The 20,664-nt window shown below is 64.6% G+C and carries 21 protein-coding genes; 9 read left to right on the forward strand and 12 right to left on the reverse strand.

All coding sequences use genetic code 11. The features are described 5' to 3' along the window. Positions 1 to 79 precede the first annotated feature (79 nt). On the reverse strand, positions 80 to 1,681 hold the full coding sequence (locus tag A0U87_RS18770; RefSeq protein WP_048937718.1) for a phosphoenolpyruvate carboxykinase: 1,602 nt from the start codon (positions 1,679 to 1,681) through the stop codon (positions 80 to 82). A 284-nt stretch (positions 1,682 to 1,965) separates the two neighbouring features. Between A0U87_RS18770 and A0U87_RS18775 the strand changes: the two genes are divergently transcribed. The 9 genes from A0U87_RS18775 (at position 1,966) to A0U87_RS18815 (ending at position 9,882) form a co-directional block, all read left to right on the forward strand. After that, positions 1,966 to 2,670: a response regulator transcription factor gene (locus A0U87_RS18775; protein WP_004208080.1), complete on the forward strand. Its 705-nt coding sequence runs from the start codon at positions 1,966 to 1,968 to the stop codon at positions 2,668 to 2,670. Next, entirely contained in the window at positions 2,639 to 4,234 is a 1,596-nt protein-coding gene (locus A0U87_RS18780) for an ATP-binding protein (RefSeq protein WP_010335533.1), read from the forward strand. The genes A0U87_RS18775 and A0U87_RS18780 overlap by 32 nt, the downstream gene beginning before the upstream one ends. A 117-nt stretch (positions 4,235 to 4,351) precedes the next feature. Next, positions 4,352 to 4,786 carry an HPr kinase/phosphatase C-terminal domain-containing protein gene (locus tag A0U87_RS18785; RefSeq protein ID WP_004208082.1) on the forward strand — a complete coding sequence of 145 codons (435 nt, stop codon included), beginning with the start codon at positions 4,352 to 4,354 and terminating at the stop codon, positions 4,784 to 4,786. Next, positions 4,783 to 5,721 carry an RNase adapter RapZ gene (gene rapZ, locus A0U87_RS18790; protein ID WP_048937719.1) on the forward strand — a complete coding sequence of 313 codons (939 nt, stop codon included), beginning with the start codon at positions 4,783 to 4,785 and terminating at the stop codon, positions 5,719 to 5,721. The genes A0U87_RS18785 and rapZ overlap by 4 nt, the downstream gene beginning before the upstream one ends. 22 nt (positions 5,722 to 5,743) lie before the next feature. Then, positions 5,744 to 6,148 (forward strand): PTS sugar transporter subunit IIA, encoded by a 405-nt coding sequence (locus A0U87_RS18795; RefSeq protein ID WP_004208084.1) that lies wholly within the window; start codon positions 5,744 to 5,746, stop codon positions 6,146 to 6,148. Then, on the forward strand, positions 6,145 to 6,417 hold the full coding sequence (locus tag A0U87_RS18800) for an HPr family phosphocarrier protein (RefSeq protein ID WP_048937720.1): 273 nt from the start codon (positions 6,145 to 6,147) through the stop codon (positions 6,415 to 6,417). Before A0U87_RS18795 ends, A0U87_RS18800 begins: the two co-directional genes overlap by 4 nt. A gap of 139 nt (positions 6,418 to 6,556) precedes the next feature. Continuing rightward, the gene (locus tag A0U87_RS18805; protein ID WP_048937721.1) at positions 6,557 to 7,552 is read left to right on the forward strand and encodes a sensor domain-containing diguanylate cyclase; all 996 of its coding nucleotides are present in this window, start codon (positions 6,557 to 6,559) and stop codon (positions 7,550 to 7,552) included. 88 nt (positions 7,553 to 7,640) lie between these two features. Continuing rightward, positions 7,641 to 8,438: an RNA methyltransferase gene (locus A0U87_RS18810; protein WP_037507764.1), complete on the forward strand. Its 798-nt coding sequence runs from the start codon at positions 7,641 to 7,643 to the stop codon at positions 8,436 to 8,438. Between the two features lie 172 nt (positions 8,439 to 8,610). Further along, positions 8,611 to 9,882 (forward strand): MFS transporter, encoded by a 1,272-nt coding sequence (locus A0U87_RS18815; protein ID WP_048937722.1) that lies wholly within the window; start codon positions 8,611 to 8,613, stop codon positions 9,880 to 9,882. Position 9,883: 1 nt separating this feature from the next. Here the strand turns inward: A0U87_RS18815 and A0U87_RS18820 are convergent, their stop codons facing one another. The 11 genes from A0U87_RS18820 to A0U87_RS18875 form a co-directional block, all read right to left on the reverse strand. Beyond that, positions 9,884 to 10,399, reverse strand: coding sequence for a GNAT family N-acetyltransferase (locus A0U87_RS18820; protein WP_048937723.1), 516 nt, complete (start codon positions 10,397 to 10,399; stop codon positions 9,884 to 9,886). Positions 10,400 to 10,467: 68 nt separating this feature from the next. Continuing rightward, entirely contained in the window at positions 10,468 to 13,164 is a 2,697-nt protein-coding gene (locus tag A0U87_RS18825) for a TonB-dependent receptor (RefSeq protein WP_048937724.1), read from the reverse strand. A gap of 326 nt (positions 13,165 to 13,490) precedes the next feature. Next, positions 13,491 to 13,859, reverse strand: a complete 369-nt coding sequence (rplS, locus tag A0U87_RS18830) for a 50S ribosomal protein L19 (protein WP_004208091.1) — start codon at positions 13,857 to 13,859, stop codon at positions 13,491 to 13,493. A 5-nt stretch (positions 13,860 to 13,864) separates the two neighbouring features. Next, positions 13,865 to 14,602, reverse strand: a complete 738-nt coding sequence (gene trmD / locus A0U87_RS18835; RefSeq protein WP_004208092.1) for a tRNA (guanosine(37)-N1)-methyltransferase TrmD — start codon at positions 14,600 to 14,602, stop codon at positions 13,865 to 13,867. After that, positions 14,599 to 14,871, reverse strand: a complete 273-nt coding sequence (locus A0U87_RS18840; RefSeq protein ID WP_004208093.1) for a hypothetical protein — start codon at positions 14,869 to 14,871, stop codon at positions 14,599 to 14,601. Before A0U87_RS18840 ends, trmD begins: the two co-directional genes overlap by 4 nt. Before the next feature lie 54 nt (positions 14,872 to 14,925). After that, the gene (locus A0U87_RS18845) at positions 14,926 to 16,860 is read right to left on the reverse strand and encodes a serine hydrolase (RefSeq protein ID WP_240700600.1); all 1,935 of its coding nucleotides are present in this window, start codon (positions 16,858 to 16,860) and stop codon (positions 14,926 to 14,928) included. Continuing rightward, positions 16,830 to 17,096: a hypothetical protein gene (locus A0U87_RS18855; protein ID WP_004208096.1), complete on the reverse strand. Its 267-nt coding sequence runs from the start codon at positions 17,094 to 17,096 to the stop codon at positions 16,830 to 16,832. The genes A0U87_RS18845 and A0U87_RS18855 overlap by 31 nt, the downstream gene beginning before the upstream one ends. A gap of 31 nt (positions 17,097 to 17,127) precedes the next feature. Next, entirely contained in the window at positions 17,128 to 17,622 is a 495-nt protein-coding gene (rimM, locus tag A0U87_RS18860; protein WP_004208097.1) for a ribosome maturation factor RimM, read from the reverse strand. Between the two features lie 5 nt (positions 17,623 to 17,627). Beyond that, complete coding sequence (rpsP, locus tag A0U87_RS18865) at positions 17,628 to 18,068, reverse strand: 30S ribosomal protein S16 (protein ID WP_004208098.1); 441 nt, start codon at positions 18,066 to 18,068, stop codon at positions 17,628 to 17,630. A gap of 41 nt (positions 18,069 to 18,109) precedes the next feature. Next, entirely contained in the window at positions 18,110 to 19,600 is a 1,491-nt protein-coding gene (ffh, locus tag A0U87_RS18870; RefSeq protein WP_010335520.1) for a signal recognition particle protein, read from the reverse strand. A 193-nt stretch (positions 19,601 to 19,793) separates the two neighbouring features. Then, complete coding sequence (locus tag A0U87_RS18875; protein ID WP_048937727.1) at positions 19,794 to 20,516, reverse strand: hypothetical protein; 723 nt, start codon at positions 20,514 to 20,516, stop codon at positions 19,794 to 19,796. Positions 20,517 to 20,664 lie beyond the last annotated feature (148 nt).

Raw genomic sequence — 20,664 nt, forward strand, 5'->3', positions numbered from 1 at the left:
CCCGCGCCAAAAGCAAAAGAGCCGGAGCGTTTCCGCCCCGGCCCCTTCACTAGAATGCTGCGTCCGATCAGGCGCCCATTCAGGCCGCCGTCAGCGCCGCGCTGCGCACGCCATCGTCGACATGCTCCTCGAACTGGGCGAAATTGTCGACAAAGGCCTTCACCAGCGTCGCCGCCGTCGCGTCATAGCCGTCCTTGTCCGCCCACATAGCGCGCGGGTCGAGGATCTGGCTGTCGACGCCATTCACCGCCACCGGCACCTCGAACCCGAAATTGGGATCGGTGCGGAATTCGGCGCTGTTCAGGCTGCCGTCGAGCGCCGCGTTGAGCAGCGCGCGCGTTACCTTGATCGGCATGCGCTTGATCCCCGGCATGGTCGCCTTGCCACCGGCCCAGCCGGTGTTGACCAGCCAGCAGGTGACGCCGCCCTTGTTGATCCGCTCTTTCAGCAGATTGCCATAGACGCTGGGGTGGCGCGGCATGAAGGGTGCGCCGAAGCAGGTCGAGAAGGTGGCGGTCGGCTCGGTCACGCCGATCTCGGTGCCCGCGACGCGCGCGGTATAGCCGGACAGGAAGTGATACATCGCCTGTTCCGGGGTCAGCCGCGCGATCGGCGGCAGAACGCCATAGGCATCGGCGGTCAGGAAGATGATGTTCTTGGGCACCGGCCCCAGATTCTTCTCCGACGTGTTCGGGATGAAGTCGATCGGGTAGGAACCCCGGCTATTCTCGGCCAGGCTATTGTCGTCCAGGTCGATGACGCGCGTATCCTCGTCGATCACGACATTTTCCAGCACCGTGCCGAACCGCTTGGTGGTGGCGAAGATTTCCGGCTCGGCCTCGGCCGACAGGTTGATCATCTTGGCATAGCAGCCGCCCTCGAAATTGAAGACCGCCTGGTCCGACCAGCCATGCTCGTCATCGCCGATCAGGGTGCGGCTGGCATCCGCCGACAGCGTCGTCTTGCCGGTGCCGCTCAGGCCGAAGAAGACCGCGGTGTCGCCATTCGGGCCGATATTGGCCGAACAGTGCATCGGCATCACGCCCTTGGTCGGCAGCAGATAATTGAGGATGCCGAACACCGACTTCTTCATCTCGCCGGCATAGCGGGTGCCGCCGATCAGGATCAGCTTCTCGGTGAAGTTGACCGCGATCACCGTCTCGCTGCGGCAGCCATGGCGCGCCGGATCGGCGACGAAGGTCGGCAGGTCGATGATGGTATATTCGGGCGCGAAGTCGGCCAGCGCCTGCGCCTCGGGCCGCACCAGCAGGGTGCGGATGAACAGATTATGCCAGGCGAACTCGTTGATGACGCGCACATTGACCCGATATTCGGGCTGCGACCCGCCATAGAGGTCGGCGACATAGAGCTTGTCCTTCTCGCCCAGTGCCTTGAAGAAATCCTCCTTCAGCGCGGCGAAATGCGCCGGCGTCATCGGAACATTGGTCTTGCCCCACCAGACCGTATCCTGCGTCTCGGCATCCTGGACGATGAACTTGTCGCTGGCGCTGCGGCCGGTGTGCTTGCCGGTCTTGACGACCAGCGGGCCATCCTTGGCCAATATGCCCTCGCCATTGGCAAGCGCGGCCTCGACCAGCGGCGCGGTGCCGAGGTTCCAAAACTGGGTGGCATGGGTGGAGATGCCCTGGTCGACCAGGGTGATTGAGGATTTGGCCTGCACGCCTTAGCTCCTGATGTAAAAAGTCCCTTAGTCGCTTGTCTTTTTATGCGACCGGCCCGTCCGGGAGCGCCGCGATCCTTGTCGCGCGGACATCCTCCCCTTCAAGCCATACCGGCATAGGGCTTTGCGCTACGGCCGTCAAATAGGGGTGAACCACAGCCCGTCCCGAAAAACGACGCACGGGTCGCAGCAACAATTGCAACGCCCCTTCCTTGCAGGCCCGGCAGCCATCGTCTAACGCTGGATGCCTTCACCCATTTTATCATGACGTTCCGGGACGCAGCATGACCGCAACCATCGCGCTGGTGGATGATGACAAGAATATCCTGACGTCGGTGTCGATCGCGCTGCAGACCGAAGGGTTCGTCACGCGCATCTATACCGACCCGGAAGCCGCGCTGAAGGCGTTGACCGACAATCCGGCCGATCTTGGCGTGTTTGACATCAAGATGCCGCAGATGGACGGGCTGGAACTGCTGCGCCGTCTGCGCGAAAAGAGCCAGATGCCGGTCATCTTCCTGACCTCCAAGGCGGACGAGCTGGACGAGGCGCTGGGCCTGGCCATGGGCGCGGACGATTATATCTCCAAGCCCTTCTCGCAGCGGCTGCTGATCGCGCGCATCCGCGCCATCCTGCGCCGCGCAGAGATCAGCCGCACGCCCGAAGCCGCCGACGAACCGCCGTCCGACCCGATCGTGCGCGGCCGGCTGGAGATGGACCCGCCCCGCCACCGGGTGAAATGGGACGGCAAGGATGTGACGCTGACCGTCACCGAATTTCTGATCCTGGAAACCCTTGCTGCACGGCCCGGCGTGGTGAAGAACCGCAACCAGCTCATGGACGCCGCCTATCAGGACGACGTCTATGTCGACGACCGCACGATCGACAGCCATATCAAGCGGCTGCGTCGCAAATTCCGAGAGGTAGACCCTGACTTCAACGCAATCGACACGCTCTATGGCGCCGGATACCGCTTCTCCGAAGAATGAGGACGCGCCGCTCGCGGTGCGCTGGTCGGGGCGATTGAGCCTCACCCCGCGCATCCTGGCGGTCAATGTCTTCGCGCTCGCCCTGCTGGCGGGCGGCTTCTTCTATCTGGACAGCTATCGCACGCGGATCGTCGACGATCGGCTGGAACAGTCGGCGCGCGAGCTGAAGCTGCTCGCCATCGGCCTGGAAAATGCGCCTGCCGACCGGCAGAATGCGCTGATCGCCGCCTATGCGCGTCAGACCGGCGACCGGGTGCGCCGCTATGACGCGGCCGGCAATCTGATGGCCGACAGCTTCGCCATGGATGCGCCGCGCTATCGGCTGCGCCTGCCCTCGGAAGAGGAATGGCAGCGTCATGTCGCCCGCTTCCTCGACAAGGCGGTCGACCGTGTCGTCTCCGCCGATCGCCCGCCCAATTTCGAGGAACCCGCCGTCGATCGCGCCAGCGCCTGGCCCGAACTGGTGCTGGCCGCCAAGACGCGCCAGCCCCAGGCGATGAACCGCTACGCGCCCGACCGTACCTTCATGATCTCGGCCGCCGTCGCCGTGCGCGACGGTTCGGGCCTGCTCGCGACCGAAAATGCGCGCGACATCACCCGCATCGTCCGCGCCGAACGCCTCCGCCTGGGCATCGTGCTGGCCGCCGCCGTCCTCGCCTCGGTGCTGCTGTCGCTGTTCCTCGCCCGCACCATCGTCCAACCGCTTCAGCGCCTGGCCCGTGCCGCCGTGCGCGTTCGCCTCGGCCGCGCGCGGGAGGTCACCGTGCCCCGCCTGCCCGAGCGGCGCGACGAGATCGGCATGCTCGCCCGCGCCCTGTCGGACATGAGCCATGCGCTGCGCCAGCGGATCGACGCGACCGACGCCTTCGCCGCCGACGTCAGCCATGAACTCAAGAACCCGATCGCCTCGCTCCGCTCCGCGCTCGATTCGCTCGAACGGGTGGACCGGCCGGACCTGCGCGACCAGTTGATGGCGATCGCGCAGGATGATGTCCGCCGGCTCGACCGGCTCGTCACCGACATCGCCGAAGCCTCCCGCATCGACGCCCAATTGTCCCGCACCCGGTTCGAGCCGATCGACCTTGGCCTGCTGATCGAACGCATGGTGCTCGCCCGCGAGGCACGCGGCGTGCCACGCGGCATCCGCCTCGCCTTTGCCCGCCCGCGCAAGGAAGTCGCGGTCGTCCTGGGCGAGGAACAGCGGATCGTGCGCGTGCTCGACAATCTGATCGACAATGCCATCTCCTTCTCGCCCGACGACGGGCTGGTCCAGATCATCGCCACCGTCGCCGACAATGAAGTGCTGGTCAGCGTCGAGGATGAAGGCCCCGGCGTCCCCGAGGGCGAGCGCGAGCATGTCTTCCGCCGCTTCCACAGCGTCCGCCCGGAAGGTGAGGCGTTCGGCAAGCATTCGGGTCTCGGCCTCGCCATCGCCCGCTCGATCGTCGAGGGGCATCAAGGCAAGATCAGCATCGCCGACCGCGAGGATATGCAGAGCGGCGCCCGCTTCATCGTCCGTCTGCCCATGGCCGTGGAACGCGACCCCGGCATAATGTCCGAATGAAAGCAATAAGCTGTTCATTCCTGCTGGCCACAATGTGCCGCTGCGATGTCGCGTGAATCGACGCAATTCGATTTCCAACGCGGCGAACTGGGGCTAGAAGCAGGAAGGCAGGGGAACATGGTGCGGGCACTTTCATCAGAGACGCTTCACGCAACGACCGTCGCGATCGAGGGACGCTCGGTGCTGCTCTATGGCGCAAGCGGCATGGGCAAGTCCGACCTCGCCCTGCGCCTGATCGATCGCGGTGCGACGCTGGTTTCCGACGATTACACCCTGCTCAAGCGGGTCGACGGCCGGCTGATCGCCACCGCCCCCGAAACCATCAGCGGCAAGATGGAAGTGCGCGGCATCGGCATCGTGCCCGTGCCCCATGTCGGCGATTCGCCGGTCGCGCTGATCGTCGATCTGGCTGAAACGGTCGAGCGCATGCCGATGCACGCCGCCACCCGCACCATCGCCGGTGTCGAAATTCCGCTGGTCGCCGTCGTCGCGCATGAGGCGTCCGCCCCGATCAAGGTCGAACTCGCGCTCAAGGCCCTGGGCAAGACATGAACGATAGCGCGCCCAAGACCATCCTGCTCGTCTCCGGCCTGTCGGGTGCCGGCAAGACCACGGCGCTCAAGACGCTGGAGGATATGGGCTGGGAGGTGGTGGACAATCTGCCGCTGGTGCTGCTCGACCGCCTTCTCGACACGCCCCTGCCCGCCGGTCATGGCGGGGAGGATGACCGGCCGCTGGCGCTCGGCATCGACGCACGCACCCGCGGCTTCGACGCCAATGCCATCGTCCAGCGGATCAAGGCGCTGCGCGAACGCCATGGCCATGATATCGAGACATTGTTCCTCGACTGCTCGGGCGCCGAGCTGGAACGCCGCTTTGCCGAAACCCGTCGCCGCCACCCGCTGGCGCAGGATCGCCCGGCCGCCGACGGCATCGCCCGCGAACGCGAACTGACCGAACCGCTGCGCCGCTGGTCGGCCCAGCTGATCGACACCACCAGCCTGTCGACCAATGCGCTGCAGCAGGAAATGCGCGCCCGCTTCGCCCGCGAACAGCTCTCCGACCCGGTGCTGACCATCCTCTCCTTCGGCTATTCGCGCGGCGTGCCGCGCAATGTCGACCTGATGTTCGACATGCGCTTCCTGCGTAACCCCTTCTGGGACGAGGATTTGCGTCCCAAGACCGGCCTCGACGCCGATGTCGCCGCCTATATCCAGGCCGACCCGGCCTATCAGGAGGCGCTGGGCAAGATCCAGGATCTGCTGACGACCCTGCTGCCGCGCTACGCCGAAGCCGGCAAAACCTATATTACCGTGGCTTTCGGCTGCACCGGCGGGCGCCATCGCTCGGTCCATGTCGCCGAACATGTCGCTAGATACTTGCAAGATGCGGGCTTTTCGCCCACCGTCTCGCACCGCAATATGGAATCAGCGCCCCAGGACAGTCTGGAGAAGCGCAGACCGGGAGGCCCGAAAGCAATATCATGACAAAGGTGGGCCGCGGAAGCAGATGATCGGACTCGTACTCGTCACCCATGGGTCGCTTGCGACGGAATTCGTCGTGGCCATGGAACATGTCGTGGGACCGCAACAGCAGATCGAAACGATCTGCATCGGGCCGGAGGATGACATGGAATTGCGCCGCGCGGACATCGCGGCGGCGGTCGCGCGCGTCAATGACGGCGCCGGCGTCATCCTGCTGACCGACCTGTTCGGCGGCACCCCCTCCAACCTCGCCATCTCGCTGCTCAAGGCCGGCGAGATCGAGGTGATCGCGGGCATCAACCTGCCCATGCTCATCCGCCTGGAAAGCGCCCGCAAGGTGATGGACGTGCGCGCCGCCGTCGCCGCTGCCCGCGAAGCAGGCCAGAAATATATCAGCGTCGCATCGGAATTGCTGGGCAGCACCTCATGAATGATATCAGCTGGGAAGTCAGGATCAGCAACAAGCGCGGCCTCCACGCCCGCGCCAGCGCGAAATTCGTGACCCTGGCCAGCGGCCTGCCCGCCCAGATCACCGTCAGCAAGGATGGCAGCGAAGTCACCGGCACATCGATCATGGGCCTGATGATGCTCGGCGCCGCCATGGGCGACAGCATCACCATCAGCGCCGCCGGCCCCGACGCGCATGACAGCCTGCACCAACTCGTAGCCCTGGTCGAAGACAAGTTCGGCGAGGAATAGGCACGCGACCAGCGGCCGCGTTGCCGCGACGGGTTCCCATCCCGACATTGACGTCACGGCCCCGCCGCCCCATCTTGCGACATAGGGCGACCGCTGATCGGGAGGCAGCATTCGCCACCGGTTCAAGTGGATAGGCGCCATGCTCGACACGAAATTGAACGACGAAGCCGCCCGCCTGGCCGCGCTCGGGCGCTATGAAATTCTCGACACGCCGCCCGAGCCCGCCTTTGATCGCATCACCCAGCTTGTCCGGTCGATCCTGGGCGTGCCGATGTCGGTCGTGTCGCTGATCGACGGCGATCGCCAATGGTTCAAGTCGCGCACCGGCATCGACGCGACCGAAACCCCGCGCGACATCGCCTTCTGCAACCACACCATCCGCGACCGTGTGCCGATGGTCGTGCCCGATGCCTGTTCCGACCAGCGCTTCAGCAGCAATCCGCTGGTCACCGGCGATCCCAATATCCGCAGCTATGCCGGTGTCCCGCTGGCGACGCCCGACGGCTATAATGTCGGCACCCTCTGCGCGATCGATACCGTGCCGCGCGAATTTGATCCCGGCCAGATCGCCATCCTCGAAAATCTCGGCGCGCTGGTGGTGGAGCAACTGGAACTGCGCCGCATTGCCGAGCGCGACCATCTGAGCGGCGCCCTCACCCGCCGCGCCTTCGTGGCGGAGATGGACAAGCATATCGCCCTCTTCCGCCGCTATGCGCGTCCGGCCAGCCTGTTGCTGTTCGACATCGACCATTTCAAGCGGGTCAATGACACCCATGGCCACCCGGCCGGCGATGTCGTGATCCGCGAGGTCGCGGCCTGTTGCGACCGGACCAAGCGCCCGAACGACATATTGGGCCGGCTTGGCGGGGAAGAGTTCGGCGTGCTGCTCCCCGAAAGCAATGCGGCGCAGGCCGGGGCCGCTGCCCAGCGTTTCTGCGATGCCATCGCCGCGCTGGAAATCGTCCATATGCCGCCGCTGCGCGTCACCGCCAGCTTCGGCATTGCCGAGATCGGGCCTGACCGGATCAGCAGCGACGCCTGGATCGCCGCCGCCGATGTCGCCCTCTATTCGGCCAAGCATGGCGGTCGCAATCGCGTGGTCATCGCGAAAACGGACGCCGCCCAGCCCGACTGACACCGAAAGGCTGTCCTTTTCCCCATTCCCTCGATAGAGAGGCCGCTTCGTCCGCACTGGTCGCGGACCAGAAGGCAGGACGCAGAACGTGGCACGCGAAATCACCGGTTTTTCCAACCCGCTGGTCAAGCGCGTGCGCTCTCTGCGGGAAAAGAAATATCGCAAGGCCGAAGGGCTGTTCCTGGCCGAAGGGCTGCGCATCCTGACCGAAGCGCGCGAGGAAGGCGTGCTGCCCGAAATGCTCTTCCATGCCGGCTCCACCCACCCGCTCGCACTCGACCTGATCGACGCGATCGAGGCGGACGGCGGCGACGTGATCGAAACCACGCCCGATATTCTGTCCAAGATCAGCGGCAAGGATAATGCCCAGGCCGTGGTCGGCGTCTATCGCGACCGGCTGACTCCGCTGGAGAAGCTCGACCGCAGCACGGCCGACATCTGGATCGTCGCCCAGTCGCTGCGCGACCCCGGCAATCTCGGCACCATATTGCGCACCGGCGACGCGGTCGGTGCCGGCGGCCTCATCCTGATCGACGATTGCGTCGACCCCTTCTCGGTCGAATCGGTGCGCGCCAGCATGGGCGCCCTGTTCACCCAGTCGATCACCCAGGCCCGCTGGGGCGAATTCATGCACTGGCTGCGCCAGGGGCCGGGCGAACTGATCGGCACCAGCCTGAAAGCGACCCAGGATTATCAGGAGCCGAGCTATCAGAGCCCCAGCTTCCTGCTGGTCGGCAATGAGGCGCAGGGCCTGCCAGAAAGCTATGAAGCCGAATGCGACCAGCTGGTGAAGATGCCGATGCTGGGCAAGGCCGACAGCCTGAACGCCGCGGTCGCGACAGCCGTCATGGCCTATGAGCTGCTGAACCAGAAACGACGGAAATAGAGGCGAATGTCATCATCCTCCCCTGTAAGGGGAGGTGGCAGGGCGAAGCCCTGACGGAGGGGTGTCGCCCTATCGCGCGCGGCAACACCCCTCCATCATTTGCCAGGCAAATGGTCCCCCTCCCCTTGCAGGGGAGGATGGCGGCGCGAACGGATTGAGAAGGATGGGGGCGATGACGAAGACGAGCGGCATGAGCGCAATGTGGCTGCACAAGCGAGTGCTGGCGGCCAGCCTCATCGGCACGGCGGTCGAATTTTACGACTTCTATATCTACGCCACCGCCGCCAGCCTGATCTTCCCCTCGCTCTTCTTTCCGGCCTCCTCGCCCTCGGCGCAGTTGATGGCCTCCTATGGCAGCCTCGCCCTCGCCTTCCTCGCCCGGCCGCTCGGCGCCGCCGTCTTCGGCCATTATGGCGACCGCATCGGGCGCAAGGCGACGCTCGTCACCTCGCTCATGCTGATGGGCGGCTGCACATTGCTGATCGGCTTCCTGCCGACCTATCTCATGATCGGCTTCTGGGCGCCGCTGATCCTGTGCGTGTTGCGTTTCGGCCAGGGCTTTGGCCTGGGCGGCGAATGGGGCGGTGCGGCGCTGCTGGCGGTCGAAAATGCACCCGAAGGCTGGCGCGCCCGCTTCGGCATGTTCCCGCAACTGGGCGCCCCGGTCGGCTTCATCACCGCCAACGGCCTGTTCCTGCTGCTCGGCGCCTTCCTGACCGATGCGGAATTCTTTGCCTGGGGCTGGCGCCTGCCGTTCCTGGGCAGTTCGGTCCTCGTGATCCTGGGCCTCTGGGTCCGCCTCAAACTCACCGAGACGCCCGAATTTGCTGCCGCGCAGCAGGAAGCACCGCCGCCGGCCGTGCCGCTTGCCACCCTGCTCTCGACCCATCTGGGCGCGGCCATCGCCGGCACCTTCGCCTGCGCCGCCTGCTTCGCCGTCTATTATATCGCGACCGCCTTTGCGCTGGGCTATGGCACCACCGCGCTCAAGATCGACCGGGAAATCTTCCTCGCGATCCAGCTTGGCGCCATCATGTTCATGGCGCTCAGCATCGTGATCGCCGGCTGGTGGTCGGACAGGAGCAGCCCGACCCGCGTCCTCGCCTGGGGCTGTGCCGGCACGCTGGTCATGGGCATCGTCTTCGGCCCGCTGATCGGCACCGCCGCGCTGCTGCCGATCTTCGTCGCGCTCAGCCTCGCCCTGTTCGTGATGGGCTTCATCTACGGCCCGCTCGGCGCCTATCTGCCCGCCCTCTTCCCGACCCAGCTGCGCTATACCGGGGCGTCCTTCGCCTTCAACCTGGGCGGCATCCTGGGCGGCGCGCTGGCGCCGATCGTCGCCACCTGGCTGATCGGCATGCAGGGCGTCGCGCTCGTCGGCCTCTATATGTCGGCCGCCGCGCTCATCAGCTTGGCTGGCCTGTGGTGGACCAGCCGCAGCTGAATCAGATGGCCTTGCGCATCAGGATCATCGGCACGCCGCTATCCTCGAACGGGCGGACGTCGATGAACCCGAAGCTGCGATAGAGCGGCACGCCGGCCATCGTCGCCGACAATTCCAGCGCGGCAAAGCCCTCCTGCCGCGCGGCGGCCTCGCACAGCGCCAGGATGGTCGTGCCGACGCCTTTGCGGACATGGTCGGGATGGGTGTACATCGCCCGCACCTTTGCCGCCTCGGTCGCGGGGTCGAGCATGCGGTCGTCGCGCCCGGCCGTGTGGTCGCCGCCATAGGCGGTCGCCCGGCGGCTCCATCCGCCACATCCGGCGATCGCACCCTCCGCCTCCACCACGAAATAGGTCCGGTCACCGATCAGCCGCCGGTCCAGCCCCATGAAGCCATGGCTGGCCTGTACCTGCGCAGCGGTCAGATAGGCCGACTGCAATTGCTCGATGGCCAGCGACATCAGGGTGGACAATGCGGGTTCGTCGGCGGCGGTCGCCAGGCGGTTGGTCAAGGGCATGGCCCCTCCTGCAACGAAATCGGCCGGCCCCGCAAGGGAACGGCCGATCGGATCATGATGATGCGGGATCAGAACTTGAATCCGACCTTCGCATACCAGAAGCCGCCGTTGAAGCCGAAGGGCGATACGTCGGGATAGATGTCACCGGTGAAGCGACCACCCGTCGACGCATAGACCGGCCCCAGCCCGCCGGCGCGATTGTCATATTTGTCGGGATAGTTGCTGAACAGGTTCTGCGCGCCGGCACTCAGCGTGAAATTGTCATTGAGCTGATAGCTGACTTCCAGATCGAACACGAACTCGCTGCCAAAGCTCTGATTGACATAGCTTTCGCCGTTCACACCGGTGCCGTCGTCATAGACCTTGTACTTGCCATACCAGTTCGCCCGGCCCAGCACCGACAGCGCACCGCTGGTCCAGTTCTCGGTCAGGATCACGCGCGTCTTGGGCAGCGTATTCTGCAGCTGCATGATGCGCGTGTCGCTGATGATCGGCGATCCGGTATCGGGGTCCAGCCCGACGCGGATGACCTTCGTCTTGTTGTAGTTGAAGGCCAGCGTGGTGTTGAACGTCCCCATGCTGTCGGTCGAGAAGCGATAGCTGCCAACCACGTCGACACCCTGGGTCCGGGTATCGAAGGCATTGGTCAGGAACTGCACCTCATTGACCGTGGCATAGTTGGCCAGGCCCAGCGCCTGAAGTTCGGGTCGCTGATCGTCGGTGATCACCCGCGATCCGGTGGTGCCGATGCGGTCCTTCACCTTGATGTTGTAATAGTCGATCGTCAGCGACGCGCCGGGGGCTGGCGTGAACACCGTACCGGCCGAGAAGCTGACCGACTCTTCCGGCTTCAGCGGCACCGCGCCCAGATATTGGGCGACCGGGCTGGCGACCGGCAGCGTCATGAACTCGATCGCGTTGGGATTACCCGGATTGAAGGTGGTCGCGATGCTGCTGGTGTTGGTCTGGCCCGGCGTCGGCGCACGGAAGCCGGTCGACAGCGTGCCGCGAACCGCGAACACATCCGGCACGATGGCGTAGCGTGCCGACACCTTGCCCGTGGTCGAATTGCCGAAGTCGGACAGATGCTCGTAGCGGCCGGCAAAACCCAGCGAGAAGGCTTCGGTGATGTCGCCTTCCACGTCGATATAGAGGCCCTTGGAATTGCGGCTGCTCTCACCCGCGATCGCCGGACCATAGCCAGGGAAGCCATTGGCACCGACCGGCAGCGCGACCGAGAGCTGGCTGCCATCCGCGTTCAACACCGGCGTGCCATCCTGATGGAAGACCAGGTTCCCGGTATAGGGCCCGATCGCATAGGAAGCGGCGTCGCCTAGGCCCAGTTCATAGGATTCCCGGAAATACTGCCCACCAAACGCAATCGTGATCGGGCTCGCCAGCCCGACTTCCCAGGGATAGCTGAAGTCCGCATTGAACAGCGTTTCGCGCTGTTCCAGCTTGCCGAGGTAGAATTCGGTCGGCGAGGTGATGCCCAGCGACGGGTTCATCGTGCCGTTCATCGTATATTTCAGCGTGGACTGGCCATAGCTGCCCGACAGGTCGTAGTTCAGGCCAAAGCCGAGCGTGCCCTTGTAGCCGACGGTGCCCGAAATATCGTCGATCTTGCCGAAGAAGATCGGCGTGAAGCCGCCCGAATAGACGCAGCTCCAGTTCTGCACCAGCGGATCGGAGCAATCCGACACCTGCGTATAATCCCGCGTCGTGGGGTCATAATCGTTGGGCGCATAGACATTGCCGCCCGCCGCGCCGGTCTGGATGCCCGGTGTCGTATTGTCGAAATCGGTAAAATAGTCGTTGAAGATGCCGTTGAGGCCGAAATTGGCGGAATTGACCGACTGGCGATAGTTGAAGCTCTCTTCCTGGAAGCTGTGGCCATAATTGCCAAAGAAGTAGATGCTGCTGTCGTCGCCCAGGTCGAAGCCGCCATTCACGAAGAATCGATAGGATTCCATCTTCGGATTGCCATAGCGCTGCGCCAGCTTGGGTACGCCGATGTCGGGCTGCTCCTGCGACAGTTCCAGCGCGCCGGGTCGGGTGACGCCGCGGCTGGTCTTGCCGGCGTTCACATATTCGCCGCTGATGTTGATGAAGCCATTGTCGCCCAGCTTGAAACCACCGTTCAGCGCGACCTGATAATCCTCGCCATCGCCGCGATAATATTGGCCATAGCGGGCATAGCCCGAAATGCCGTCGGTATCGTCGCGCAGCGCCATGTTGATGACGCCCGCGATCGCGTCGGAACCATATTGGGCCGAAGCGCCGTCGCGCAGCACTTCGACGCTGCGCACCGCAATCGCCGGAATCTGCGCAAGGTCGGCCGAATGGGCGCCAGCGGACTGGGCGTTCGCGCCGATCTGGACCAGCGCGGAGCGATGCATGCGCTTGCCGTTCACCATCACCAGCGTCTGGTCGGGCGCCAGCCCGCGCAGGTTGGGCGGCCGGACGAAGGAGGAGCCGTCACCAATGGCATAGCGCGCCACCGAGAAGGACGGGACCAGGTTCTGGATCACCTGGTTCATGTCGGCGACGCCCTGCTTCTGCAGTTCCTCGCCGGAATAGACATCGATCGGCGTCGGCGATTCGGCGACGGTACGGTCGGTACGCCGCGTGCCGGTGACGATGATCGTCTGGCCGGGCGTTTCCGCTGCGGCCGCCTGGGGCGCAACATCCTGCGCAAGAACAGGCATTGAATAGGACAGTGCAATGGCAATCGCACTGCATGAAAACAGACCCTGATACTTCATCAAAAAGCCCCCTATTTCTTTTTTTAGAGACCTTTCGACACCCCCCTCTTCTTGTTGCCGGATGAGATCGGAATGGACGCAACTATCCGTTCCTGAAATCGGAAATTTCAGTGCGTTTCACTCAGTAACATCTGGAAATATCAGGCTGGCATAATTGCATCGACTGCGAAATGGCCCTTTGGGTGGCCGCAAAAATTTGTTCGCAAGCGCAATAATTCATGCCGTAAAACAATGTGTCAAATCATTGTAACACAAAGAAAAAGGCGGCAGCCCTGGGGGCCACCGCCTGTTTCATTTTTACAACTGTCAAGAACAGTTTTGAAGGATCAACCTTCGGTGCGGGTATCGCGGCGCTCGGCGATACGAGCGCGCTTGCCGGTGCGGCCACGCAGATAATAGAGCTTGGCACGACGCACGACACCGCGACGAACGACGGTGATCGAATCGAGGTTGGGCGAGTAGAGCGGGAACACGCGCTCCACGCCTTCGCCGAACGAAATCTTGCGAACGGTGAAGTTGCTGCCCATGCCCTTGTTGGAACGGGCAATGCAGACGCCTTCATAGTTCTGGACGCGGCTGCGCTCGCCTTCGACAACCTTCACGCCGACGCGCAGGGTGTCACCGGGACGGAAATCGGGGATTTCCTTCGCCAGGGCGGCAATGTTTTCGGCCTCGATCTGCTGGATCAAGTTCATGTAACTTAGTCCTTATTTTCGCGTTGCGCACCAGAGGGCGACTGGTCCCGAACGCCGATATGGCGTTCCCAAAGGTCCGGCCGCCTTAGCCGTGTATCTGCCTCCGCCTGTTGTTTCCGCCAGGCGGCGATCTTCGCATGATCCCCCGATCGCAACACTTCGGGAATCCTGCGCCCCTCCCATTCGACTGGTCGGGTATAATGCGGATATTCGAGCAACCCCGTTTCAAAGGATTCCTCGACACCGCTGGAAGCGGCGCCCATTACACCGGGAAGCAGGCGGATGCAAGCATCCAGCAGCATCAGCGCGCCCATTTCCCCGCCGGACAGGATGATGTCGCCCATCGATATCTGCTCGATCGGTCGGGCATCGAAAATCCGCTCGTCAAAGCCCTCGAATCGCCCGCACAGCAAGGTCACGCCGGGGCCATCCGCCAGCGCCCTGATCCGCGCCTGCGTGATCGGTTTGCCGCGCGGCGTCATCGCCAGGATCGGCAGGTCGGGCCGCTGCGCCAGCGCATGGTCGATGCCGCGCGCCAAGATGTCGGGCTTCAGCACCATGCCCGCCCCGCCCCCGGCCGGCGTATCGTCGACGGTGCGATGCTTGTCGGTCGCAAAGCCGCGCATCTGGATCGGATCGCACGACCATTTCCCCTCGGCCAGCGCACGTCCCGCAAGCGACACGCCCAAGGGGCCCGGAAACATCTCGGGATAGAGGGTCAGGATCTGGGCCGCAAAGCTCATCGCCGGCGCGCCCGCAGCCGGGCGGCGGACAGGCCGCCAACCAGGCAGAGCGCACCGCAGCCCATCATCACGAAGCCGATCATCCGCAGCATGTCGGCAAAGGGCCGTTCGGGATGCAGCATGCCCGGCAGCAGCACCAGCAGCGGCAGGGGACAGACCAGCCCGATCGCCACCAGCCCCTTCACCCAGAGCGGCCAGCCAAGGCCGAACAGCCGCCAGCCCCCGGCCAGCATCATCAGCAGATAGATTGCGGTCAAAATTTGCGCCATGGCTGCGCGCCTAGAGCATTTTCGCCGCAGGGGGAACTGTCGATCGCCAGCGCCTCAGGGCGCCTTGACCTCCAGCTTCAATTCCTGGATTTCCGCGTCGGCCGTCGGCGCCAGCAACAGACTGCCTGCCACCCGCCCCTTCTCGCAGGTCCAGGTGAACTTGCCCGACAGATTGCCGGTCGCGCTCAGCGGTGCATCGACCGCGCAGCTACCGACCTCACCCTTCAACGCCGCCAGACGCTTGCCCCAATGCACCGCATCGGCATCCATCAGGAAATTCATCGCCAGATTGTCGCGGGCGGCCAGCACATCGCCCGACGCATAGATGCGCCCCGCCGCGGCATAGCCCTGCGCCAGCAGCGGACTGACCGGCACGTCCCGCGCGATCAGCGCTCCCGCCTTCTGCAACAGCATCGCCGCATCCCAGGCGGCGCCCGCCCCGCCATTATAGGTGCGATTGGTGAAGACGAAGATGCCGACACCATAATCCGGCATCAGCATCACATGGCTGCCATAGCCGGGATAGCCGCCGCCATGGGACAGGGTCAGCCCCAGGTCGCAATCCTGCGCGATCCGCATGGCAAAGCCATAGGCCGCCGCCTGACGGCAGGCGGTCGCCCCGCTCTTGCCGTTGCGCTGGCCGACGCTCATGAAATTGCTACCCTCCGCCAGCATCCGCACCGACGCCCGGCTGACCGGACCGCTCTCCGCATCGTCGCGCGGCGGCCAGGCCGACAGCAGAAAGGCCACCCAACGGGCATAGTCATTGGCACTGGTCTGCAGCCCGCCCATCGCGCCAAAGGCGCCGTCGGCCATGTCGGGCTCGCGCTTCCAGCGCCCATCTTCCCAGCGATAGCCGAGCGACCGCCGCGCAGCCGGCCATTCGCTCAGCTGATAGCCGCTCGACGTCATGCCCAGCGGCGTCAACAGGCTCTGCTCGACATAGCGGCGATAGGGCATGCCCGAGACATTGGCGATGATCCGCCCCAGCAGCGCATAGCCGAAGTTGGAATATTCATAATGGGTCGCCGGCGCGCTGCTCATCGGCACGCCCTGCTCCAGCATCCGGGTGAAGTCCGCGTCGGGCAGCGGCGTCTGCCGGTCGCCCCACGGATTATCGTCGACAAAGCCCGCGCTGTGCGTCAGCAGGTCGCGGATGCGGATGCGCGGACTATCCTTGGTCGCATAGGTCCAGCCGCGCATTTCCGGCACATAAGTCTCGGCCAGATCGTCAAGCGAGAGCTTGCCCTCTTCCCGCAATTTCAGGATCGACAGGGCGGTAAACGCCTTGGTCATGGATGCGATACGAAACAGGCTGTCCCCCGTCACCGGCCGCTTCTGCACCAGATCCTGCGCGCCAAAGCCCTTCACATGAACCAGCCTGCCATCGGAGACGATGCCATAGACCAGCCCCGGCGCATGACTGTCGACCTGGAAATCGGCAAAGAGACGGTCAATCTCGGGGATGGCAGCGTCGATCTTCCTGGCATCGGCAGCAACCGCCGGCGCGGACAGGATGGACAGAAATCCCAACAGGGTCACCATGCGCACAGCCATGGTCATCATGCGCTCCAATCCTCCACTGTCAGGCCGGGAATATCGGCGAAATCCTTTTCGTTGCGCGTCACCAGCACCATGGCCGACGCCATCGCCTGCGCTCCGATCAACCGGTCGACCCCCCGACGACGCCCCCCCCACCAGGCGCACCATCTCGGCATAGGTGTGCGCCGCCGCATCATCGAACGGCAAGATATTCAGCAGCGCCAGAAATGTATCGACGCGCCGCAGGTCTCCGACCGGATCGCTAGAGCCGCGATTGCCGACCCGCAATTCGGCAGCAGTGACAGCGGAAACCGACAGGCGATCGAACTCGGCCGCCATCCGCTCGGCCAGACGGGCGCTTCGTCCGAGCAGGAAATCGATGCAAACATTGGTGTCGAGCAGATAAGCGACCTGCGTCATGCCGCAGACGACGCCGGCCCGGTCCAATCGCGATCCCCCTGATCGATATCGCCGCGTCCTTCCGCCATGAAGCCCGCCGACATGCTGCCGAACAGGGACAAAAGGATGTCGCGCTGCTGACCCTGCTTCCAGAAGGAAAAACTGCCATCGGCATGCGGTATCATGACGACTTCCTCGCCGTCATTCAGGCCCAGACTCTTGGGCAGCCGCAACGCCAGGCTGTTGCCCGACTTGAAGACCTTGGCCCGATATTCTTCGCCCATGGAGAAGCTCCGTATATACGGAGCGTATATACTATTCGGTAAAAGCCGCGTCAATCACGGCGCCGTCCTCGCTCAGCACCACCACATGCATCGGCGCCATGAAGCGCTTGCCGGGCTTGCCCTCGATCGACGGACGCTGCACCTCGATGATGTCACCGGCGCCGAAATTCTCGACCGCGATGATCTCGCCCAGCGTCTCGCCGGTGCTGCTTGTGCAGGGAAGGCCGACCAGGTCGGCATGATAATATTCGCCCTCGGGCAAGGCCGGCAGGGCGGAACGCGGGACGGTCAGCGCCGTGCCGCGCAGGGCTTCGGCCGCGCCGCGATCGCCGATCTCGGCAAAGCGGGCCACCGCGCCATTCGGGCCGGGGCGCACCGACTTCAACGTCAATGTGCGCCCCGCCGCATCGAAGCTCTTGTAGCTTTTCAGAGCCTCGGCCCCTTCGCCAAACAGCTTCAGACGGACTTCGCCCGCCACGCCATGGGCACCGATGATCGCGGCCAGGGTGACGGGCTTGTCGGTCAAGAGGATCAGCCCTCAGCCTGCTCGGCAGCAGCTTCCTCGGCGGGAGCGGCTTCTTCAGCGGCCGGAGCAGCGGCAGCGGCAGCGGCTTCGCGCGCAGCTTCTTCAGCTTCGGCAGCCTTGGCGGCGCGGTCTTCAGCGCGGTCCTTGGCCTTCTGGCCCGGCTCTGCCTTCTTCGGGTTGTTGCGAGCAGCGCGCTCCTTCACGCCAGCGGCGTCGAGGAAGCGGGCAACGCGGTCGGTCGCCTGGGCGCCGGCGGCAACCCAGTGCTTCGCACGCTCGACGTCGATGATGACGCGCTTTTCGTCGCCCTTGGGCAGGACGGGGTTGTAGCTGCCGATGCGCTCGATGAACTTGCCGTCACGCGGGGCGCGGCTGTCGGCCACGACGATGCGGTAATAGGGGCGCTTCTTGGAGCCGCCGCGCGACAGACGGATGGAGGTTGCCATGGAACTAGACCTTTCTACTCAAACCAAATTACGGAAATTGCTTATTTCTTCATGAAATTCTGAAAGCCGGGCGGAAGCTTGGGCATGTTGCCGCCCAGGCCACCAAGGCCACCCAGACCCGACAGGTCGGGCGGACCGCCCTGCCCATCCGCGCCGCCCGGACCACCCAGGCCGCCCAATCCACCCATGCCACCGCCGGTGAACATCTTGGCCAGCCCCTTGAGGCCGCCCATCTTGCGGATCTTCTTCATCGCCGTTTCCATTTCCTGATGCATTTTCAGGAGACGGTTGACGTCCTGCACAGTGCGGCCGGCGCCCTTGGCGATACGGATCTTGCGCTTGGCGTTGATCAGCGCGGGCTTCTCGCGCTCCTTGGGGGTCATCGACCCGATCATCGCGTCCAGATGCAGCAGCGTCTTGTCGTTGGCGCCGCTATTGGCCATCGCCGCCTGCGCCTTCTTGAGGCCCGGCAGCATGCCGGCCAGCGCGCCCAGACCGCCCATGCGGCGCATCTGGTTGAGCTGGCTGCGCAGGTCGTTCATGTCGAACTGACCCTTGGCCATCTTCTTGGCCAGCTTGTCGGCTTCCTCGGCGTCGATCGTCTCGGCGGCCTTCTCGACCAGGCTGACGACGTCGCCCATGCCCAGGATGCGTTGGGCAACGCGGGCCGGATGGAAGGGCTCAAGCGCATCCAGCTTTTCACCGGTGCCGGCAAACTTGATCGGACGGCCGGTGACCGCGCGCATCGACAGCGCCGCGCCACCACGGGCGTCGCCGTCCATACGGGTCAGCACGACACCGGTCAGCGGCACCTGCGCGGTAAAGCTGGTCGCGACATTGACGGCGTCCTGGCCGGTCAGCGAGTCGACCACCAGCAGGATTTCCGCCGGATTGGCGACGTCGGCGACCGCCTTCATCTCGTCCATCAGCGCCTGGTCGACATGCAGTCGGCCGGCGGTGTCGAGCATGACCACGTCGAAGCCCTGCAGCTTGGCCGACTGCAGCGCGCGCTTGGCGATCTCCACCGGCTGCTGGCCGGCGACGATCGGCAGGGTCGCGACATCGATCTGGGTGCCAAGGACGGCCAGCTGCTCCTGCGCGGCCGGGCGCTGGACGTCGAGCGACGCCATCAGCACCTTCTTGCGCTCCTTGTCCTTCAGGCGCTTGGCGATCTTCGCGGTCGAGGTCGTCTTGCCCGAACCCTGAAGGCCGACCATCATGATGACGGCGGGCGGGGTGACGTCGATCAGCAGGTCGCTGGTTTCGGCGCCCAGCGTCTCGGTCAGCGTGTCGGAGACGATCTTGACGACCATCTGGCCGGGCGTGATCGAGCGCAGCACATCGCTGCCGACAGCCTTTTCGGTCGCCTGGTCGACGAATTGGCGAACCACGGGCAGCGCCACGTCGGCTTCCAGCAGTGCGACTCGCACTTCGCGCATCGCGGCACGGACATCGTCCTCCGTAAGCGCACCGCGCCCACGCAGCTTGTCGAATACCCCACCGAGACGATCGCTTAGCGAATCGAACATCATCACCTCAATTCGGGCCAAGACCCGGAAAATCCATGCGCCACCCCAAAACGACAAAATCGCCGGCGGGCGAAAACTCGCCGGCCAGCGTCCATTCGATATCCCTCTTGGACATCCTGGAGTCGTCAGGGTTCCAGGACCAGAGTCCCGGATGCAGGGCGCCCCTTAAGCCAAAGCGGCCGCAAGCGCAAGTGCGCTATCCCGCAGCCAGCGCGGCCGCCGCCCCACTCATGATCGCCGTGCGCCCCAGCAACTCGACCAGCAGCAATCGTCCGGCGATCACCGCCAGCCCCCAGCGATAGGCCGGATGCACCGCGCCGCGCAGCCCGGCATCGGCGCGCATCGCGATCCCGACATAGAGCAACTGCATCAGTGTCGCACAGGCGCCCGCCCATGGCCCCAGCAACGGCATCGGCAATATCCGGCCGAATGCCGGCTCCATCATCGCGATGGTCCCGCACAATATCAGCCGCTTGTGCCAGTCGCTCCGCTGCCGCAGCAGGATCGCCGCCAATGTGAGCGAACCAAAGGCCAGCATGTCGAGCGGCCCCAGCACCAGGAATATGCCCGGCGGAAAAAAGGGCGGCACCCGCCCCATCTGCACCGCCAGGATCGACGTCGCGATACCCCAGGGGATCAGGAAGCAGGCAAGCCCGGCCGCAACCCAGCCCAACTGGCGATGGAGATCGGTCCGCCGCTGCGCCACCAGCAGTGCCTGCGCCAGGAACAGCAGCGTCCATGCCAGCAGCGACAGCGCATGGACATGCACCCACCACGGCACGGTCGCCACGTCGACATAGCCGCGCAGGGCAAAGCTGCCGAAGCCGCCAACCACGGTGACGGCGACCAGCGCCGCCATGCCGGTAAAGATGCGCCGTTCCCGCGCCTGTCGTTCCACTGCACCGATTGCCGTCGCCATTGCGTCGACCTCCCGCTCTTTGGCAACAATAGCGCAGCAACCACGCCCAATATTGTAAGAAGTCGCCACGTTCCGGCTCGGCGCTTGCGCCCGCCCGTCGTTTGCGCCAGCAAACCCGCCACAGACCGCATAACAGGGGGAGCTTTCT

The sequence above is a fragment of the Sphingobium sp. MP9-4 genome (genome assembly GCF_005281675.1).
GTDB lineage: Bacteria > Pseudomonadota > Alphaproteobacteria > Sphingomonadales > Sphingomonadaceae > Sphingobium > Sphingobium yanoikuyae.